17 protein-coding genes are annotated in these 16,307 nt (G+C 43.4%); 12 read left to right on the forward strand and 5 right to left on the reverse strand.

Annotation, left to right across the window (positions count from 1 at the left end; genetic code table 11):
• Positions 1-401: 401 nt before the first annotated feature.
• The 5 genes from AAW31_RS21240 (at position 402) to AAW31_RS20530 (ending at position 2,264) form a co-directional block, all read left to right on the forward strand.
• Positions 402-566, forward strand: coding sequence for a hypothetical protein (locus AAW31_RS21240; RefSeq protein WP_158441433.1), 165 nt, complete (start codon positions 402-404; stop codon positions 564-566).
• 2 nt (positions 567-568) lie between these two features.
• Positions 569-700 carry a hypothetical protein gene (locus AAW31_RS23090; protein WP_258920421.1) on the forward strand — a complete coding sequence of 44 codons (132 nt, stop codon included), beginning with the start codon at positions 569-571 and terminating at the stop codon, positions 698-700.
• 377 nt (positions 701-1,077) lie between these two features.
• Positions 1,078-1,497, forward strand: a complete 420-nt coding sequence (locus tag AAW31_RS07195; RefSeq protein WP_046849713.1) for a DUF3597 domain-containing protein — start codon at positions 1,078-1,080, stop codon at positions 1,495-1,497.
• Between the two features lie 297 nt (positions 1,498-1,794).
• Positions 1,795-2,088, forward strand: a complete 294-nt coding sequence (locus AAW31_RS20525) for a hypothetical protein (protein WP_144412873.1) — start codon at positions 1,795-1,797, stop codon at positions 2,086-2,088.
• Positions 2,085-2,264: a transposase gene (locus AAW31_RS20530; RefSeq protein WP_235264565.1), complete on the forward strand. Its 180-nt coding sequence runs from the start codon at positions 2,085-2,087 to the stop codon at positions 2,262-2,264. The genes AAW31_RS20525 and AAW31_RS20530 overlap by 4 nt, the downstream gene beginning before the upstream one ends.
• Positions 2,265-2,506: 242 nt before the next feature.
• Here AAW31_RS20530 and AAW31_RS23535 read toward each other — a convergent pair whose 3' ends face one another.
• Together AAW31_RS23535 and AAW31_RS23540 are read right to left on the reverse strand one after the other, a co-directional pair.
• Positions 2,507-2,620 (reverse strand): type II toxin-antitoxin system RelE/ParE family toxin, encoded by a 114-nt coding sequence (locus AAW31_RS23535; RefSeq protein ID WP_200899746.1) that lies wholly within the window; start codon positions 2,618-2,620, stop codon positions 2,507-2,509.
• Positions 2,595-2,801, reverse strand: coding sequence for a type II toxin-antitoxin system RelE/ParE family toxin (locus AAW31_RS23540; RefSeq protein WP_200899747.1), 207 nt, complete (start codon positions 2,799-2,801; stop codon positions 2,595-2,597). Before AAW31_RS23540 ends, AAW31_RS23535 begins: the two co-directional genes overlap by 26 nt.
• A 348-nt stretch (positions 2,802-3,149) precedes the next feature.
• Between AAW31_RS23540 and AAW31_RS07215 the strand changes: the two genes are divergently transcribed.
• Positions 3,150-3,443, forward strand: a complete 294-nt coding sequence (locus tag AAW31_RS07215; protein WP_046849715.1) for an HU family DNA-binding protein — start codon at positions 3,150-3,152, stop codon at positions 3,441-3,443.
• 1,064 nt (positions 3,444-4,507) lie between these two features.
• Here AAW31_RS07215 and AAW31_RS07220 read toward each other — a convergent pair.
• Complete coding sequence (locus AAW31_RS07220) at positions 4,508-5,239, reverse strand: hypothetical protein (RefSeq protein ID WP_046849716.1); 732 nt, start codon at positions 5,237-5,239, stop codon at positions 4,508-4,510.
• 802 nt (positions 5,240-6,041) lie between these two features.
• On the opposite strand from AAW31_RS07220, the gene AAW31_RS18870 reads away from it, so the two are divergent.
• The 6 genes from AAW31_RS18870 (at position 6,042) to AAW31_RS07255 (ending at position 12,718) form a co-directional block, all read left to right on the forward strand.
• Entirely contained in the window at positions 6,042-6,935 is an 894-nt protein-coding gene (locus AAW31_RS18870; protein WP_052752135.1) for a metallophosphoesterase, read from the forward strand.
• Positions 6,936-7,419: 484 nt separating this feature from the next.
• A complete protein-coding gene (locus AAW31_RS07230; RefSeq protein ID WP_046849717.1) occupies positions 7,420-8,091 on the forward strand; it encodes a Bax inhibitor-1/YccA family protein in 672 nt (223 codons plus the stop codon).
• Positions 8,092-8,183: 92 nt separating this feature from the next.
• Positions 8,184-8,363, forward strand: coding sequence for a hypothetical protein (locus AAW31_RS07235; protein WP_046849718.1), 180 nt, complete (start codon positions 8,184-8,186; stop codon positions 8,361-8,363).
• Positions 8,364-8,967: 604 nt separating this feature from the next.
• The gene (locus AAW31_RS07240) at positions 8,968-9,771 is read left to right on the forward strand and encodes an OBAP family protein (RefSeq protein WP_046849719.1); all 804 of its coding nucleotides are present in this window, start codon (positions 8,968-8,970) and stop codon (positions 9,769-9,771) included.
• 593 nt (positions 9,772-10,364) lie between these two features.
• Complete coding sequence (locus AAW31_RS07250) at positions 10,365-10,751, forward strand: hypothetical protein (protein ID WP_144412875.1); 387 nt, start codon at positions 10,365-10,367, stop codon at positions 10,749-10,751.
• A 1,166-nt stretch (positions 10,752-11,917) separates the two neighbouring features.
• A complete protein-coding gene (locus AAW31_RS07255) occupies positions 11,918-12,718 on the forward strand; it encodes a PRC-barrel domain-containing protein (protein WP_046849722.1) in 801 nt (266 codons plus the stop codon).
• A 716-nt stretch (positions 12,719-13,434) separates the two neighbouring features.
• Here the strand turns inward: AAW31_RS07255 and AAW31_RS19735 are convergent.
• Both AAW31_RS19735 and AAW31_RS07270 read right to left on the reverse strand, forming a co-directional pair.
• Entirely contained in the window at positions 13,435-14,121 is a 687-nt protein-coding gene (locus AAW31_RS19735) for a Kazal-type serine protease inhibitor domain-containing protein (protein ID WP_235264522.1), read from the reverse strand.
• Between the two features lie 666 nt (positions 14,122-14,787).
• Positions 14,788-16,287 (reverse strand): carboxypeptidase M32, encoded by a 1,500-nt coding sequence (locus AAW31_RS07270; RefSeq protein WP_046849723.1) that lies wholly within the window; start codon positions 16,285-16,287, stop codon positions 14,788-14,790.
• Between the last annotated feature and the right edge of the window lie 20 nt (positions 16,288-16,307).

Consider the following 16,307-nt stretch of genomic DNA (forward strand, 5'->3'; position numbering starts at 1 on the left):
CAGTTAGAAATAATTCAGAATGTGTAAGATATGAAGAGCATATTGACAGTTTGGTTCTATTATTCGCGCAGTGCTTTGGCCTACTTCTATTTATTTTCGATGACAAAAATGAGGATACTCTTTGGATCATTTCTAACTGATATAGCTATCTTCTCTCCACCTCTACCTGCCGTGCAAGCGCGAAATCCACAAATTAATTTTTTTTACCATAAAGATCAAAAGATTACGTTATAACGAATCAAGTGGTTGATTTGCAGCATTGGTAGGCGGGTGAAACTGTGGCGTTGTATTCTAGCTCTTCGTTACCGTATCCCTCGGTCCATCCTGCCATAGCGAGCTAATGCTGTTAAGGCGCACGTTATTGTCTTACTGAGCTGCTCTGTGATTGTTGGCCGAACTCTATGAAATTCCGGGTTATCTTTCCTGATGCTATAGACCCAATTGAGCCTCATGCGATGCGGGTGGATATTGAGATTGGTCGCCGAACCAAAACGCTGAATCAGCGTGAGCGTCCCGGTTTGGGCATCACACTTTTTGAATCCGACCTATTTGATCAAAAAATGTGATCATGCAGTTTTTCAGAGGTGATTTATGGGGTATAGGAACTACTAATCAACACTGCGACTCAAAATATCAGGAGCTCGTCAAGCGTTACGAGCAGGGTCGGCTAAAAGAGGGCTACTCAGCACGAGAAGTGTAAACCGTTACATTACAGTTGCTCACGAAGTTTCGTCAGCTGATTATGAAGAAGCCGTGCGTGGTTTGATCTCATGTTTGACGCCCGAGCAACGGGCGGAGCCAGGAAGCACTGTACAAGCTGGCACACAGTCGCGCGGCACTATTGATGTTCCGCAGTCGCCGCCGCAACCGGCAGGTGACGCCGATCTCGGCTGGTTCTGAAATGTAACTCGGCAATTACATTAACTACCTGGGCTGCTACGCGAAATATTTGGCAGTTTGGGTGGTATTCTAAATGGCGCTGAGAATTCAAGAGGCTCATTGGGTTTATTATAAATTGTAGATGACCGTTCCTCATCCAGTTGAGTTCGCTCATCTCGCAACATGGAGGAAACCCCTATGTCGATTTTTAGCACAATTCTTGAGAAGTTGGGACTTCGGAATCAAGCAAAGAGAAATACGGCGCAGCAACCTACCGCAACGTCAGCGAACCCGAGTACAAGTTCAACTCCCAGTGCATCTGGCGCTGCGAAGCAAACCGCGCCAAAAGCGGTTCCCATCTCTGATGTCTTCGCACAACTAGAGCAGCGCGCCGCCGCCAATCCACAAAAGCTCGACTGGCGCAATTCGATCGTTGATCTCCTGAAGCTCCTCGAAATTGACAGTAGTTTGTCAGCACGCAAAGAGCTAGCTACAGAGCTTGGCTGTCCGCCGGAGTTGATGACAGATTCGGCAAAGATGAATATGTGGTTGCATAAGACCGTGCTCGTGCAGATCGCAGCTAACGGAGGGAATATCCCGAAAGAACTCCTCGACTGAGCAGCATCCGAAGCAAACATTGCGGTATACCGGATAATTGCCCGGCAATTTCCAAGGGATAGCAGTGCGCTGTTATAACCACTCTTACAGTTTCCGCCGTTCAACCCCACTTGCATCCTCCCTCGCGGTTGCGTGGGAGGAAGAATGGGAGGGGGCGTTCTAACCTGATGAATTTAAATCACGGCGTTATAGGCAGATGCAAAAGCCGTGTGCGTTGGCACAGCACGCCTGGCTAGACTGAGACTGTCGTGTGCTTTGCGTGGCAAGCAGAAGGACAACTGCGCCTGATGTTTCAGGATGAAGCTCGCTTTGGGCGTATTTCCGATATACCAATGTAGGTACCCTCAACCTCTACGACCATTATGTCAGGCAATGGTCACTCAGGCATATGTCTATGCTTATGCTGCTGTCTCTGTCGCTGATGGAGAGCTGGATATACCTATCCTGCCTCAGGTTAATAATCATTGCATGCAGATATTTCCGGATGAAGTAGCGTCACGTTACCGCAATAACCGGATTATCCGGCACTCGATGGGGCAGGATGGCATCGTAGTCATTCCCTCAAGCTGCCACATAATCTGCGTTTACTGATGCTGCTACCCTACTCACCGGAACTCAATCCTGTTGAGAATCTTTGGGATGAGCTACGGGAGAAATCATTCCACAACCGTGTATTCGGCAACCTGGACGCGCTTGAAAATCACCTGGAAGTAGTAATGCACGACATGGAAAAAGATCGTGAATGTGTCTATTTCATTGTAGCATAGCCTAGGATTATAAATTCACTTATGAAATAGAAATGGAATGACATGGTGCCAGGCTGTTTCGGTAACTCAGGTAGCACATTGATTGCCGCCGAGAAGCAGGATGTTGCTGCTTCAAGCTGGAACTCGATCCAAAGTATGGTGATGTAATTTTGCGCTGCTGGCAGGATTGGGCTGGCAAACAGGCAGTCCTGGCTGGATGCGAGCAAACCTTTGCTGAAGTAGCTTAGCAGCGTGAAGCAGTTTTAGCCTAAATAGAACTCCTTCTCCTGCCGCTCAAGATTGCGATAGAAATTCTCGTGCTGTCCAAAGGCCAGCAGTTTCAGGCTATTCTCATCGAGAATACGATAAGCCAGCATGCACAACTAGGTAGATGAACGGAACTTGTAGAGTCTCGGATACCAAATAGATCACCACCTTCGCTTGACCTCTCTGAGGATAGTTAGCGATAAGACGCGCCGCTTCATCCAGCTCAGACTTCTGTTTGGGATGCAACTTTTTTACAACACGCTCAAACGAAGGTGTAACAAGCAGGCGCATCAGCCGAACTTATATTCGCCGACAGGCTCCTCTTGATCAGCGAGCAAGAGATTACGGATCATGCTAAACGGCAAATCAGAATTTTCCTCGGTATTCTGTCAATCTGTGACTAGTACTCGATTTGCTTGGGCACCGAGCGATGCTGAATTTGTACGTAGCGCTTGGTTTGAGCGGCCAGCTCTTCGGACAATTTTACGTTTAGAGACATGACAATCTCCTATTAAAACCCATTATAGTCTAATTGGTTCCATAAAGTAACCTTGATATTTTCTTGTCGGTTTTTATGCTGACAATAGAGCCTGACCGGTTATACTGCTGGTTTTACAACCAACAGGAGCATTTTAAATAATGTACAAATCAGAACTGATTGAACAAATTGCCGTTCAGGCAGAGATATCAAAAACCATCGCAGCCAAGGCCTTGAATGCCATGATCGACAGCGTGGTCGCAACGGTCGCCAAAGGTGACACCGTCGTCCTGCCTGGCTTTGGCACCTTCAAATCCACTAAGCGGGCAGCTCGTACTGGTAGACATCCGCAGACCGGTGCTCCGCTAAAGATCGCCGCGAGCACGGTACCTAAATTTGCGGCTGGAACCCTTTTCAAAAAAGCAGTGGCCACTACAAAGAAAAAGAAAAAATAACTTTGATAAACTTGAATGCAAGAGGGATCAGATACAGAACAAAGAATGCTTGTTCTTCCGAACAATAATCCCAATCGTTGTTGGGTGTAATTGACAAAACTCTCCGATTTCTCGCTGGCTATATGTGTTTGTTCTGTACGCAATAATTAATTGCCATTTTGTGGATTTTATATTGCGCCGCAATTTCAGACAAAAGCTTAGCTTACGGATGAATCAAACGCGGCCAGGATCGCGATATTCGCAATCATCCCGGCCGCCAACGCTTAAAATATTAATGGCGCGATTAATACGGTTAGCCTGCAGGCCATCCGTGCGCTATGATGGCACTATCAATGCGCAATCAGCTCAATTGTTTCAGCAAATCGAGCGACACCATCCACAGCAGCCTATATTCATATTATTTATGACCATGTGCGTTATTATCGATCCCAACTATCATTGATTATCTCAACGACTCATAACTAAAACTCGTATTTTTGCGACCGTACGACCACAATCTAAACTTGATGGAACGTTATGGGGAGTTTTTCAAGAAAAAGTCCTGTATAGTGGCAACTAGAAACTTTTTCACTTTTCAAAAGTGCTTGCGAAGCTTTTTTCCAAAATCATTCCATTACAAAGCAGAATGATGCATATTATTAACTGATAATTTCCAAATCATCGGTGACACCTAAAGGCCGAAATTTCATATGCGATGGGTATATTGTTCGTCACGTGGAAAACTCACTCGGCAGCACTCGCCACTGAGATCTGTTTTTCAACAAGTACAGCAAACCACTCAATACTTGATATCAATCAATAGTCCTTAGCTTCGTCTGCTTGCACAAGCTCTCCAGTAGAGGCCGGACGTTTTCAAATGTCTCCAAGCGAATGTAGCTTGGGTATCTCTTACTCATCCCCAGAATCTACGAATTCACAGGATTGCGAACAGGTTCGTAGACTAAATCATATCATTACGCAAAATAAAAAAATTCGGCAGGAACGTTATGCTTAAAAAATTGATTGCCTCGCTTTATTGATGGTAGCTTCTGCAACAGCTTTAAAGCAACATACTTGCTATACCTCTAGAAATCATAGATAAGGCGAGAAGTGACCAGCCATTCGGTTCTTTTTTCTTCATTGAGTTGAGAGGGGCCGCCCCCAAACTGAATCACAGAATTTTTGCTGAAGGCATATTGGATCTGGGGCGTTAGTCGATACCGGTAGCTGCGTTCGTTTATTTCGCTGTTCAGTTCGATCCCGAGCGAGAATCCCTTCGAATACATATAAAATAAACTGTTGTTTGACAAACCGATGAATTCTCCATTTTCATTGAAAGCCGTACGCCTGAAGCCAAACATATTCATCATGCTCCACTTATCCGAGAATTTATAATCGTTCAGGTAGAGCAGATCGGCTCCATACTCTTCTTCATCATTTTTTCTTCGCCCGATAGCTTGCCATCCGTGAATCATTCGTCCTTGAAACAACTCTCCCCAAGTTCCTTGTAGCGAAACCTTATACTGACTTAAATTTGTGTTTTCGACGGGCAATTCCAACTCGATCGCATGACCGTCCATGAACGAATATTCGATTTCAGGTGACCACTTGAGTTGGTCAGCGCTGTTAGAATAATCAAGGAACATGTTGATTTCAGTCTCGCCTTTTTTTGCGCCAAGCGGATCAACCAGATCGAAAACCATCGGCTCAGGTCTCCCATTCGGAAGCCCGGTTTTATCAGCATGAGCGATAGACGCCAGACCAAACCAAATGAAGAAAATCGGTGTTAATGATAGAAATCGAATATAACCGGGCATCAATCAATGATTAGATAAGAAGTAACGGAAATACTCTCCATGAAAGCAGCTGCCCACTATATAGAATATATCTCAGCGATTTATAGGAGATACAAGAATGAGTGCAGAGAATGTCAAGTTCAAGCAGTTCTGTTATTATGATGCTGCATTCACAACTTCAACTGATGAATTCATTGCTGCGCGCATCACTACTTTAATTCCCTGCTCAATATTATACTGCTTGTGTAGAGTACGGTGCCTTTTGTAATTTCTGCATTACCAGCCTCGAAAACAAAGTAAAGCTAACCATTAGACGATATTCTCCTTACAAAGCGGTTGGGATATGATGGGTTAAGTCTTGCTGACTCAATACCCTTCATGTAACTCTCGTGGGATATCATCCTTCACTGCTGATGGTAGTAGATTTAACCTGAACCTTTCCGGATCCGTTTTCCAGATTTTGCAGATATTTGCTCGGGCCGGATCAATTTTTTGTTCGATAAGAGCCAGACGCCGCATATGCGGCGTGCATTGACTCCTTATCTGCCTTAAGTGTTTTTTCTGGGCTGAGGAAGGGAACTGCCTTGGTCCAGCAAGTAAATCCAAACCAACGGCAGTATCAGTTCAGATTGATGTTTCTCTATACCATGCCCTTCTAAATTGATCATATGCTTGAATAGCATTGTCTAGCATAGCTCTGAAAGTATCTTATAATCAGTAAAATGACCCCATCTAAGCATGCCAGTACTTCTCATAATCTAGCACATGTAAATAATAGAGAGTTCTAGCCAGCTTTTCGTTTATTCAACCATACCCTTATCTGATGAAAAACCCTATTCAAGCATTTGAACCCAATACTGATGGCCGAGATTTCGTTGTCGGTGACCTGCACGGTTCCTTCTCTGCGCTGGAGAAGTTACTGGAAGGCCTGAATTTTAACGCACTAAAGGACCGCATCTTCAGCGTTGGTGATCTAGTTGATCGAGGGCCCGATAGCCAAAAGTGTCTTGAGTTGCTCTATGAACCGTGGTTTCACGCGGTTCTTTCCAACCACGAGCAGATGATGCTGCAAGCGTTCAACGGTGGGGAAATGGGTTACTACTGGTTCCAGAATGGTGGCTTTTGGGGCCAGAAAGCATTGAGCGACTGGAACAAACGGCATCTACAACTTCCTGCTGGCAACAGCCTTAAGCTCTTTGAGATGCTACATCTGGTGAATGAGCTGCCGTTTCTCATCACAATAAAGCTGAAGAGTGGAAGGAAAATCCATGTTATCCACGCCGAGCTTCCAATTGGTCAGCTCATCACTGATGCCGACTTGGTTGATCCTCAGAAGGTACTTCAATACGCCCAGATACAGGATCGAAACGGTGACTGGTTTCTTTGGGGTCGTTTCATTTACTACGACTTCTACCGCGTCAACCTTACAGATAAGGACAAGATTAAGCGTATTGTTGCCAATCGCTTTGCACATGGCATCCCCATATTCAATGACCAGCTGAGTCACATCATCAGTGGTCACACAATAGTTCAACGCCCACTCACCATTCTTGGTCAAACAAATATCGACACCTGTGCCTACGGGTGCTATGAGTGCGACAAGTCCAATTGGGAAGCACTTACTTGCGTTGAGCTCGATACATGGCGCTTCTTCCAGGCAACGCCCGTGGACTTTCGCGAGGTTAAGCCGCTTGAGGTTACATGGGAAGATATTTGACAAAAACCCGTTATCACTGCATCTTATCAGTACCGTGTGAAATATTAATGCAAAACTGAATAATCTTGGGCAGTAGCCCGCGATAATAGCTCTGGCTACTTGGTGGCCTGATTCCGATTCCCGAACTCAAAAATCCGCTTAAGATGATCGTGGTGCCGGAAGAAGAACGTGGCGGCTATTACATGTTAAGTAAAGTCATAGAATTACGCGCGGATTATCAAGTGGATTATTTTCAGCATTGGCATTGGTAGACGGAGAAAACAACTTAATTTTGTGAATAGAGAATACTTGAAATCGCCTAAATAGCTTCTATTTATACAAGGCTTGATTAATAAATTTTTACATCAGAAAGATCACCGAGTTATAACAATTAAGCGCAGCTGATGTTATATTCACAAGATGAACTATAAGTAAGGCACTTGGGTCAATATGCCTGCTAAAATAAAAAAGTAGTATTTTATATTTATGATTGGAGGTCAGTAAAATGAATCAAAATTATTCAACAGTTGCCCAAAGATCGTCATCTGTTTTGGCAACTAACAAGGTATTGCGTAATACTTACTTACTGCTATCGTTGACATTGTTGTTCAGCGGTTTAACTGCTGGGCTTTCAATGTTCTTAAATATGCCACCGATGACCTATTTGATTTCTGTCATTAGTGGCATGGTGATTGCAATGTTTGTATTACCGCGTTTTGCCAACTCTACAGCTGGGATCGGAATTGTCTTTCTGATTACTGGCTTGCTGGGATTTGGGCTGGGACCCATGTTAACCATGTATGCTTCATTGCCCAATGGTGGAAATATCATTACATTGTCACTGGGGGGCACAGGTATAATATTCATGGGATTATCCGCGTATGCGCTTGCTACACGAAAAGATTTTAGCTTTTTAGGTGGATTCCTGATGGTGGGTTTCTTGTTAGTATTAATTGCTGCATTGGCAAATATTTTCTTACAGATACCTGCAATGTCATTAGCGATATCATCTGTCGTTATCCTGATCATGAGTGGTTTCATTTTATACGACACTAGCCGTATTATTCATGGTGGCGAAACCAATTATGTGTTAGCAACGATTGGGCTATATATGACAATTTTCAATATCTTTATCAGCTTGTTGCAAATTCTAGGCATTATGGGTAACGATGATTAATTGTCAATCACTGTAGCTAGCTATTCACAGCCCCGGCTTGACCGGGGCTTTGTTTTTAGAGCGAAATATATGGAAGGAGAAGAGGTCTGGATATGGATTGGATGCAAATTGCCTCTGCATTAGCGTTAGGAATGTTCTTAATAATTTTATTCCCTGCAGCACTGCAAATGATGAAGAACAGCCCTAAAGCTTCACCTTCGGATTGGAAGGCTGTAATCGTTCCCATGATAATAATTGTTTTGTTCATCATGTTGTTAATTAAATTAGTTTAAAGTCAAGCTTTTATTGATACAAACTTTGGACTATAAGAAGATATGATGGCGCGTTGATTTTAAATTCTTGCGAAGTAAAAGTTACTTGACCCGCAGCCATATGAGTGAGCTTTTCCACCAGCGATAGCGCTTATTATCATATGTAGCCCTCTTGATTTCCTTGCTGCTCCCGTTTGTGTGCCACCGTACAGACTGGGTTAATAGCATAGGTACAATAGAGGCTCGTCTTTATTCTTAGCCTTAAAGCCGGAGACCTAACTAAAGAAGCTCTGCTATGAGTGACGCTACCGATCCTATATGCAAGCGTGCATTGATAGAGGCAGGAAGACCCAGGGTGGCGTAGTAATCGAACTGATGAAAGTGATACGTTACGAAGCAATGACGAGGGTCAACCACTAATTAGATTTTGATGCGGGACATCTTCTAACCTTTATCCGATAAGCCGGCTTCCCCATACTGTTAATAAACATTAGTGAGCGGAAAACAGGGAAGTTACTTGCTCGGCATTACGTCATTCAGCAGCTTGGTGCTCTATTGAAGAAGATAAGGATATTAGGCATTGCTTATCCTAATACACCGTTGACCACGATATCTAAAAGGGACCATGATGAACAGATTTAGCAAAACCTATGCCGTTATTGCACTTCTCGTAGCCTTACCCATTGGAGTTCCAGCACCACTGGCATTAGCAGAAAATGGAACCCAACCTGGAACAGCACCGCCCGGTGAGTCTAAATCGGCAAAAACAAAAATGCTAGAAGCCGGCGCCAAGCTTCTGCAAAGCAATGATCCTCTAAAGGAGTTTGACATCTACCTCGTGGGCTTTCATCCCATGAAGGATCATCCGGAAAACCAGATGGAAGCTCATCATTATTGTCACCAGGTTAATGAAGATTTTGCCCAGTGCGTGCTATTCGATGGCAATACCAAAGATGCCAACCTGAATGGTATCGAATATATTATTTCCGAAAAGCTTTTCGCTACCCTACCCGAAGAAGAGAAAAAATACTGGCATCCTCACAATGGCGAGATTTTGTCCGGACAACTGATCGCACCCAATATTCCCGACATTGCCGAAAAGGCATTGATGAAGGAAAAAATGAACAGCTATGGTAAAACCTGGCATGTCTGGAACACGGGCTTTTATAAAGGCACACCAGCCGACCTGCTCCCTCTGGGGGATCCAATGCTTGGCTGGTCGTTTAATCGTGATGGCGAAGCCATGCCTGGTCTCGTCGAAGAACGTGACAGAAAGATGGATATCAATACGATGGAAATACGCAAAAAGCGCGATGACTTGCATAAGTTTGCAAATCCTCAATCAGGTGTCGATGACCTGAAGGGAAAATTCGGACGTCCGTTCCAGGATATTCCAGGAGTGGTGGATAAAAAAAGCGTAAATAATTAAAAATTAAAATGGATGAAAGTAGCTGCAGGACATTGACAGCTGAAAAAGACTCATTTTCGCAGAATTGTGGTCAGGTAATGAATATTGGAGAGTATAAGCAGTTGCACCAACAGCGGTTGGGCTATTATTCGCAAGAACAAGAATTCAGGATTCTGTATCTGGCCTCATTTGCACTAAAAAAAGGAATATCACGGGCTGATATGACGTTTGCTCTTATTCAGCATCTCCACTTCATAGTGCTTGACCCAGCACCGAATCAATTTGGGCAACCTCTCTAACTGCCTGCCTACCATAACATAGACATAGATTATGCTTTGATGAGGTTTACGCTTTGGCCCTTTAACCTTGAATTCCAGCGTGAATGCTCATGGCAATAATCTCTTCATCTTTTAATCTCATTGCCAACTCCTCATTTAAGCTATCAATGAAATTAAACAGATCAAAACAAGCGTTTATTCAGGTAGCCAACTACGAGAAGGACTCATGCTGGAAGACTACTATTTCATTCTTCGTGCGGTATCGTACAGATAAGTTTATAAGAAGTGAGTTACGATTTCGATACAGCGATTATGCTGGTTTATTTGGAGGCTATCATGAAATTCACTTTAAAAAACACAATTAGTTCTTCGATAGTTGCAAGTCTTATCTTTTTTGGCCTGAATGGTATCCTGAATGCTACAGGACACGATGGCAAAAGCTCTACGGGGCAGTCTTCCTCACAAGGTAGCTCTATGTCAGGAGGCTCCTCATCTGGACAGGAAAGCGCTCCAAGCCAAACTGGAAGGTCTATCGATCCTTCCGAAGAGCCTTACTCGAGCGGAGACAAAGGCATGGCACCAACTTCCACAGGATCGGATAATGCCCCCGGGCCCGCTGAGCAACCGGGCGCAAAAAGGGGAGAAAATAGTTCAACGACTGGACAGCCTTCGCCGCAGGGTAGTTCTTCAAGCGGCCAAGAAAATATGCGGCGCAACTATTAAACAAATATCAATCTGATATGAGAATGTAGGAGGATAATTTTTTATCCTTCTGCACTCTTGCCCTCTTTATCTCTGCCTTCCAAGATTTCCAAATACTTGCTTTATCACATAACATAGCGTGGAGATCGCAGCGAAAACATTTATAACATAGGTAATGTGGCCAGCTAAGGTTTTTAGAAATGCTTAGAATGGTTGTTGTTGATTACAGCGGGTACTTCATGGCTATTTCATCTAGTGGACTATTATTATCATCCCATCAACGAAACACTTGACGGTAATTCGTCATCGAAAATGCCCATCATCAATCTGAAATAGAACCGAATTTGAAGGCTAGATTTATTTAGAGGATGAATATTTCATAATTGAAATGCATAAAAGGATGAGAAAGAAAAAGACGATTTGAATATAGCCTCGCAGTAAAAATGACCGATTGTGCCAAGCCTTTGTTTAGCTGAAATTGCAGTGCAATACAAAGACCGGAAAACGGCGGTTAAGTTATTGTTCGCAAGAACAATAATTCCTGATTCTGGATCTGTCCCATTTGCACACCACAACCAATTCTCAGATATCATTCTTTTCGCTTTGATTCATCATGAGCAAATTTTAATTCTTTAACTTCCCAAGGACACTGAAGGCCGAAAACCAGTCTAAACAAAGTCTCACTATCCATCATCTAATTCCATTTCTAAATCAAAAATGACGCGAAGGCGAACCGCAGACAGTACAAATAATACGGCAAGGTGAAGCCGACAAGGTCAGTTTTGATTTAGAAATGGAATAATAATGTCATACCCACTAAAATTCATATATAACCAGTAGTTATATGCTACAGCTTGATAGATCTGAAGGTACATGGTGCGGTGATATAGCCAAAATTAAAACCCTTTTTCTGGTTTATGTACGCTTTCGTACAGATAATTACCTGATTTTACTGCTAGGATGAATCCTCCTTTTACAAAGGAAGCTCATAAATATCACTAGCAGATCAGTGTTGGCGCTTATGATAGGGATATTTTTCGTTAACGACGCGGTTTTGAATTGTTATTAGCGGCACAATTAACATAGCTACTAATCACAGTTCTTTAAAGACTCCACCAAATTAATCAGTCTCGAACCGCTTTATTGCGTGCCTTTAAATTAATCAAAAAATCAATAGGAGTTATACCATGATACATAATAAATTTCTTTTCAGCATAGCGTCTATAATCAGTCTCAGTTTTTTATTTACTTGCGCATCCGCACAAACTAATGAGAAGCAGGAGTGGGAGAAAGGTAGTAATTCGAAGAATAAAGCTGAACAGTCTTATGGTAGTGGCGATGATGTTGAATGGGGTTCCACCGATGTGGCCTACGATATCACTGCCACAAATCTCATGGATATGAAAGTTATTGATCAAACTGGCAAGAAAATTGGTGAAATTGATGATTTGATATTGAGTACAAAAGAAAAAGTCGCTTATGCAATAGTATCAGTTGGCGGCTTCCTCGGTGTTGGTGATAAATTAGTCTCTATCCCATTTCAGGATATAGAAATCCGTAAAGCAAAGAAAGAAGCTGTCATTAATCTTTCTAAGCAAGAGTTAGAAAAAATGCCTGAGTTTAAATCAGAATCTATCGAGAGTCGTAATTACCAGGCAGAGGATCTTCCTGCAATGGATGCAACCAAACGCCTCACTCGCGGTGGCACTGAAGATTACGCTATAAACGCTAAAAAGCTTTTTGATGTAGACATCATCGATAAAAATAGCAAGAAAGTAGGTGAAGTTGATGACTTGTTATTGAGCCAAGATGGCAAAGTTGTGTATGGAATAGTGGATGTTGGTGGCATGCTCGGCATGGGTAAGAAATCGGTTGCCGTACCATTTCATCACTTAACAGCTAATAGGACAGAAGAAAGAATTTTATTAAATGTTACTAAGGAGCAGTTAGAAAAAGCGCCAGAGTTTAAATTTAGAAATAAGGATTAATAAGTTTACTCCTTACCTCCGGGCAAGCTCGGAGGTTATATTACATAACCACCTTAGAACACATTTTGCATGTTTTTTACCAAGGTTATTAATCTCCATTTGTGCACTGAATCTCCAGCGCATAAGTTGTTGAGTGAAAGATACACTTATTATCACTCATCATATTTTTTCTCAGCATTGAGGTTTTAGTAATAATTTGGAAATTATCAGTTGGGAAAGAAAAAAGACGATTTCAATCTAGCCAAGCAACAAAAACTGCCGGTTGCGTAAAGCCCCTGTCTGAAATTGCAGTGCAACACAAAGACCGGAAAATGGCTATTATTGCTACCTACAAACCAGCGGCATACAGTCAGCAAGGAATTGGAGAGTGCAGCCACTTATACCAACAACGGTTGGGGCTATGGTTCGAAAGAACAAGAATTCTTGATCCGTATCTAGCCCTATTTGCACTTATAAATTCAATTCATAAAGAAACAAAACACCTAACGCTAGCTAGTCCAAGGACATTCCGAACGCATAACCTTTTATTCTAAAGAGTAGTTACATAACTTGTAACTGAGCACTCTCGTTGGATAAATATATGAGCTCCTACTCACCATTATTTCCCATTAAACTTCCCCTACTCTACTAAGAGAAAGCGGAATCGCAATTGTCAGCTGGATCGCCGATCCAACTCTTGTGAGTGTACACTTCATTTCAGCAATTCCGCCACAAGCTTATGGTTGAGATGCATTGCATTCACCCACATGATCAATGGAAGCACCCGCTGCTGCTGCCTCGCATGCATTACCATAGGTTATTCCATTGCAACCACAGACTGGCTCATACTGTCTTGTGCAAATAGTAGGCTTTTCCTTGCAGGTGCCCTCTGCATCGGCAATCCGGCAATGACCGATACCAAAATCACAATATTGTTGCGTACTTGCACATTGTTTGCCTTGGATCCCGCCACAGCTCTGTGGTTGGTTGATTACATCAATTGGTTCACAAGCTTTAGTTAATTCTACGTTATAGAAAGTACCGGATGGAGGGTGGATAGCGTTTAGTCTCTGTATAAAATCGCTGAATTTTTCTGGAGTGGCACTAAAACCCGCCTCAGCACATAAAGACATGCCACCTTCTATAAAAATAGGTCCCCCTGCTCTAGGACTATATACATACAGCGTATCGACAGCTCCATCCTTAAACGCATGACCGATAACCTTGCGAACTCTGTGTTCAGAAGCAGAATCAACAGCGCCTCCTGTACCGCCAATGCTAACATTAACCGCACGATGTTCTGCATGCACGGATATTGTATTGAACAAGAATGCTCCACCTATTAAGACATATGCAAGTCCTTTCATTTTTCTACCACTTATTAAAACATAAGAATTTATTAACCAAGTTATGAGTGTGTTCATAGCTATTACCTCCATAGGCTGAAAAAGAATTTATTGATGTATAAATTCCTCAACGATGAAATATTAATGCGTCTCTTATACTCTCAGAGTCTGCACAGCTATTACGAGTACAATTGGCAATTATTGCTGTACTTCATTATTCATCTATAAATGCTTATAAGATCGATTGATTTACCATATCAGATTATATTTGGCTCCTTTTTGATGCTGAATTGCTTGCCATCCTCCTTCCTTTTATCACCTCCTGTCGCATGGCAGAACGATTAGGTGATTCATTATTTCCAGATAGTACAAAAACATTAGAGTGTTGACCAGTAATTCCATTCCTATTTCATAAATAAATTTATAATCCAAGGCATGCTTGCTTCTTATATTGTTCCTGCATTAACAAGCCCCCTTGGCTTGCCTCTACTCTGACTCGCCGTTCAGGAACGAAATCCACAAGTTGATACTTTTATTTAATTCAATCTATTACGATCGAATGGGTCAAATGGTTTATTTTCAGCACTAATGGGCAAAGAAAATGCTTTAATTCAAAGCGTAGAAAATAATGCGTCTGGATCGTTTTCCACATATAAGAGCTGGGTTGGAATGCCATAGCTGAATCTGTCCGAAATAGAGGCCTTTAAAGCTAAGTGTGTGCGTTACCCTAGTTGCCCCAGATTGCTATAAATATTTTCGCTTTAAGTATTCTAGAAAAGGTTTCGACGATAAGTCTCGACCGGTCACACGTTGGATCAGTTCCTGCGGAAAAAGACTTGAGCCGTGCTGATAGATGTTCTCCTTCAGCCACGAATGCAGTACGTTAAAATTCCCTTGCATCATCGCCTCGGGTATTTCCGGGTGGGCCTTAAGAGCAGCATCGTAGCACTGCGCACTAAAGAGATTGCCAATCGTATAGCCTTGGAACATTCCACCGATACTTCCGTAATACCAATGCACATCCTGAAGACAGCCTTGGGCGTCGGACGGGGGGCGTATGCCCAGGTCAGACTTATACCGATCGTTCCACATGCCGGGCAGATCTCTCACCTTAAGTGAGCCATCCAAAAGCTGCGATTCAATGTCGAAGCGAATCATAACGTGTAGATTGTAGGTCACTTCATCGGCATCAGTTCGAATCAACGAAGGCTGTACGTGGTTAATACCGTGATAGAATTCTTCGAGCGAAACATCCTGAAGCGTATCAGAAAAATGGGCCTGCAGATGAGGATAAAAATAGGCCCAAAATTCGCGCGACCGACCTACCAGGTTTTCCCACAGCCGACTTTGGCTCTCGTGAATCCCGGCGGAAGTGCCGTGTCCCAGAATGGTTCCGTCCAAGCTTGGCGAAATTCCTACTTCATAAAAGGCATGACCGGACTCATGTATAGTGCTGAAAATGCCGTCACAGAGATTCGTCTCATCGACCCTGGTCGTGATACGGACATCCCCGGCTCCAAGCTTTGTCATGAACGGGTGATGAGTGAGATCCTGGCGCCCACGATTGAAGTTATAACCGATACTCTGGGCCAGCCAATTTAAAAATTCCAATTGTCGGGGCTTTGGATAGACCCGTGACAAGAAGTCAGTCCGCGGTCGCGTGTGAGAGGACAACTTCCGCACCAATGGTACGAGATCCTGTCGGAGATCAGCAAAAAGTGTCGTGAGACCCGCGGTTGTCATACCGGGGTCAGCATCCTCGATGTGCGGATCCATAGGATGAACCCATGCGGTCTCACCGGAGTTGAAAAAATCCGAGATGGCCTGTGAGTACCTGACGGTTTTTTCCAGAAACGGCGCCACTGCATTGAAGTCATTTGCTTTCCGAGCATGGATCCAAACGTCGTAAGTCTCAGCCATGTGTTGAAGAAATTCAGCCTTGAAAGCGGATGGAATTTTCGACGCTCGCGTAAACTGGCGGCGGGCCAGGCGCAGGAACGCCCGATCGTCTGTAGACAACGTTGCCTCTGGCAATCCCGAGGCGGTTTCCAGAAGCTCGGCCAAAGCTGGATCAATCAATTTTTCGTGGGCGGCCTTTTCAACCGTGGCAATCATACGGCCGCGTGATGCTGTTCCGTCTTGAGGCATGTAGGTAGACATATCCCACTGAAGCACGGAGCCTGCCCGCCGCAGATCATCGATTTCCGCAAACCGGGCCTTTAAAGACTGGAGGGCTGTATGCATGAGAACATTGTCCTTTCTTA

The sequence above is a fragment of the Nitrosomonas communis genome, from assembly GCF_001007935.1.
Lineage (GTDB): Bacteria > Pseudomonadota > Gammaproteobacteria > Burkholderiales > Nitrosomonadaceae > Nitrosomonas > Nitrosomonas communis.

What these genes read in the sequence shown, in the direction of transcription:
- AAW31_RS21240 (WP_158441433.1), top strand. Translation starts at nt 402, where the DNA reads ATGAAATTCCGGGTTATCTTTCCTGATGCTATAGACCCAATTGAGCCT.
- AAW31_RS23090 (WP_258920421.1), top strand. Translation starts at nt 569, where the DNA reads ATGCAGTTTTTCAGAGGTGATTTATGGGGTATAGGAACTACTAATCAA.
- AAW31_RS07195 (WP_046849713.1), top strand. Translation starts at nt 1,078, where the DNA reads ATGTCGATTTTTAGCACAATTCTTGAGAAGTTGGGACTTCGGAATCAA.
- AAW31_RS20525 (WP_144412873.1), top strand. Translation starts at nt 1,795, where the DNA reads ATGAAGCTCGCTTTGGGCGTATTTCCGATATACCAATGTAGGTACCCT.
- AAW31_RS23535 (WP_200899746.1), bottom strand. Translation starts at nt 2,620, where the DNA reads ATGCTGGCTTATCGTATTCTCGATGAGAATAGCCTGAAACTGCTGGCC.
- AAW31_RS23540 (WP_200899747.1), bottom strand. Translation starts at nt 2,801, where the DNA reads ATGCGCCTGCTTGTTACACCTTCGTTTGAGCGTGTTGTAAAAAAGTTG.
- AAW31_RS07215 (WP_046849715.1), top strand. Translation starts at nt 3,150, where the DNA reads ATGTACAAATCAGAACTGATTGAACAAATTGCCGTTCAGGCAGAGATA.
- AAW31_RS07220 (WP_046849716.1), bottom strand. Translation starts at nt 5,239, where the DNA reads ATGCCCGGTTATATTCGATTTCTATCATTAACACCGATTTTCTTCATT.
- AAW31_RS18870 (WP_052752135.1), top strand. Translation starts at nt 6,042, where the DNA reads ATGAAAAACCCTATTCAAGCATTTGAACCCAATACTGATGGCCGAGAT.
- AAW31_RS07230 (WP_046849717.1), top strand. Translation starts at nt 7,420, where the DNA reads ATGAATCAAAATTATTCAACAGTTGCCCAAAGATCGTCATCTGTTTTG.
- AAW31_RS07235 (WP_046849718.1), top strand. Translation starts at nt 8,184, where the DNA reads ATGGATTGGATGCAAATTGCCTCTGCATTAGCGTTAGGAATGTTCTTA.
- AAW31_RS07240 (WP_046849719.1), top strand. Translation starts at nt 8,968, where the DNA reads ATGATGAACAGATTTAGCAAAACCTATGCCGTTATTGCACTTCTCGTA.
- AAW31_RS07250 (WP_144412875.1), top strand. Translation starts at nt 10,365, where the DNA reads ATGAAATTCACTTTAAAAAACACAATTAGTTCTTCGATAGTTGCAAGT.
- AAW31_RS07255 (WP_046849722.1), top strand. Translation starts at nt 11,918, where the DNA reads ATGATACATAATAAATTTCTTTTCAGCATAGCGTCTATAATCAGTCTC.
- AAW31_RS19735 (WP_235264522.1), bottom strand. Translation starts at nt 14,121, where the DNA reads ATGAACACACTCATAACTTGGTTAATAAATTCTTATGTTTTAATAAGT.
- AAW31_RS07270 (WP_046849723.1), bottom strand. Translation starts at nt 16,287, where the DNA reads ATGCATACAGCCCTCCAGTCTTTAAAGGCCCGGTTTGCGGAAATCGAT.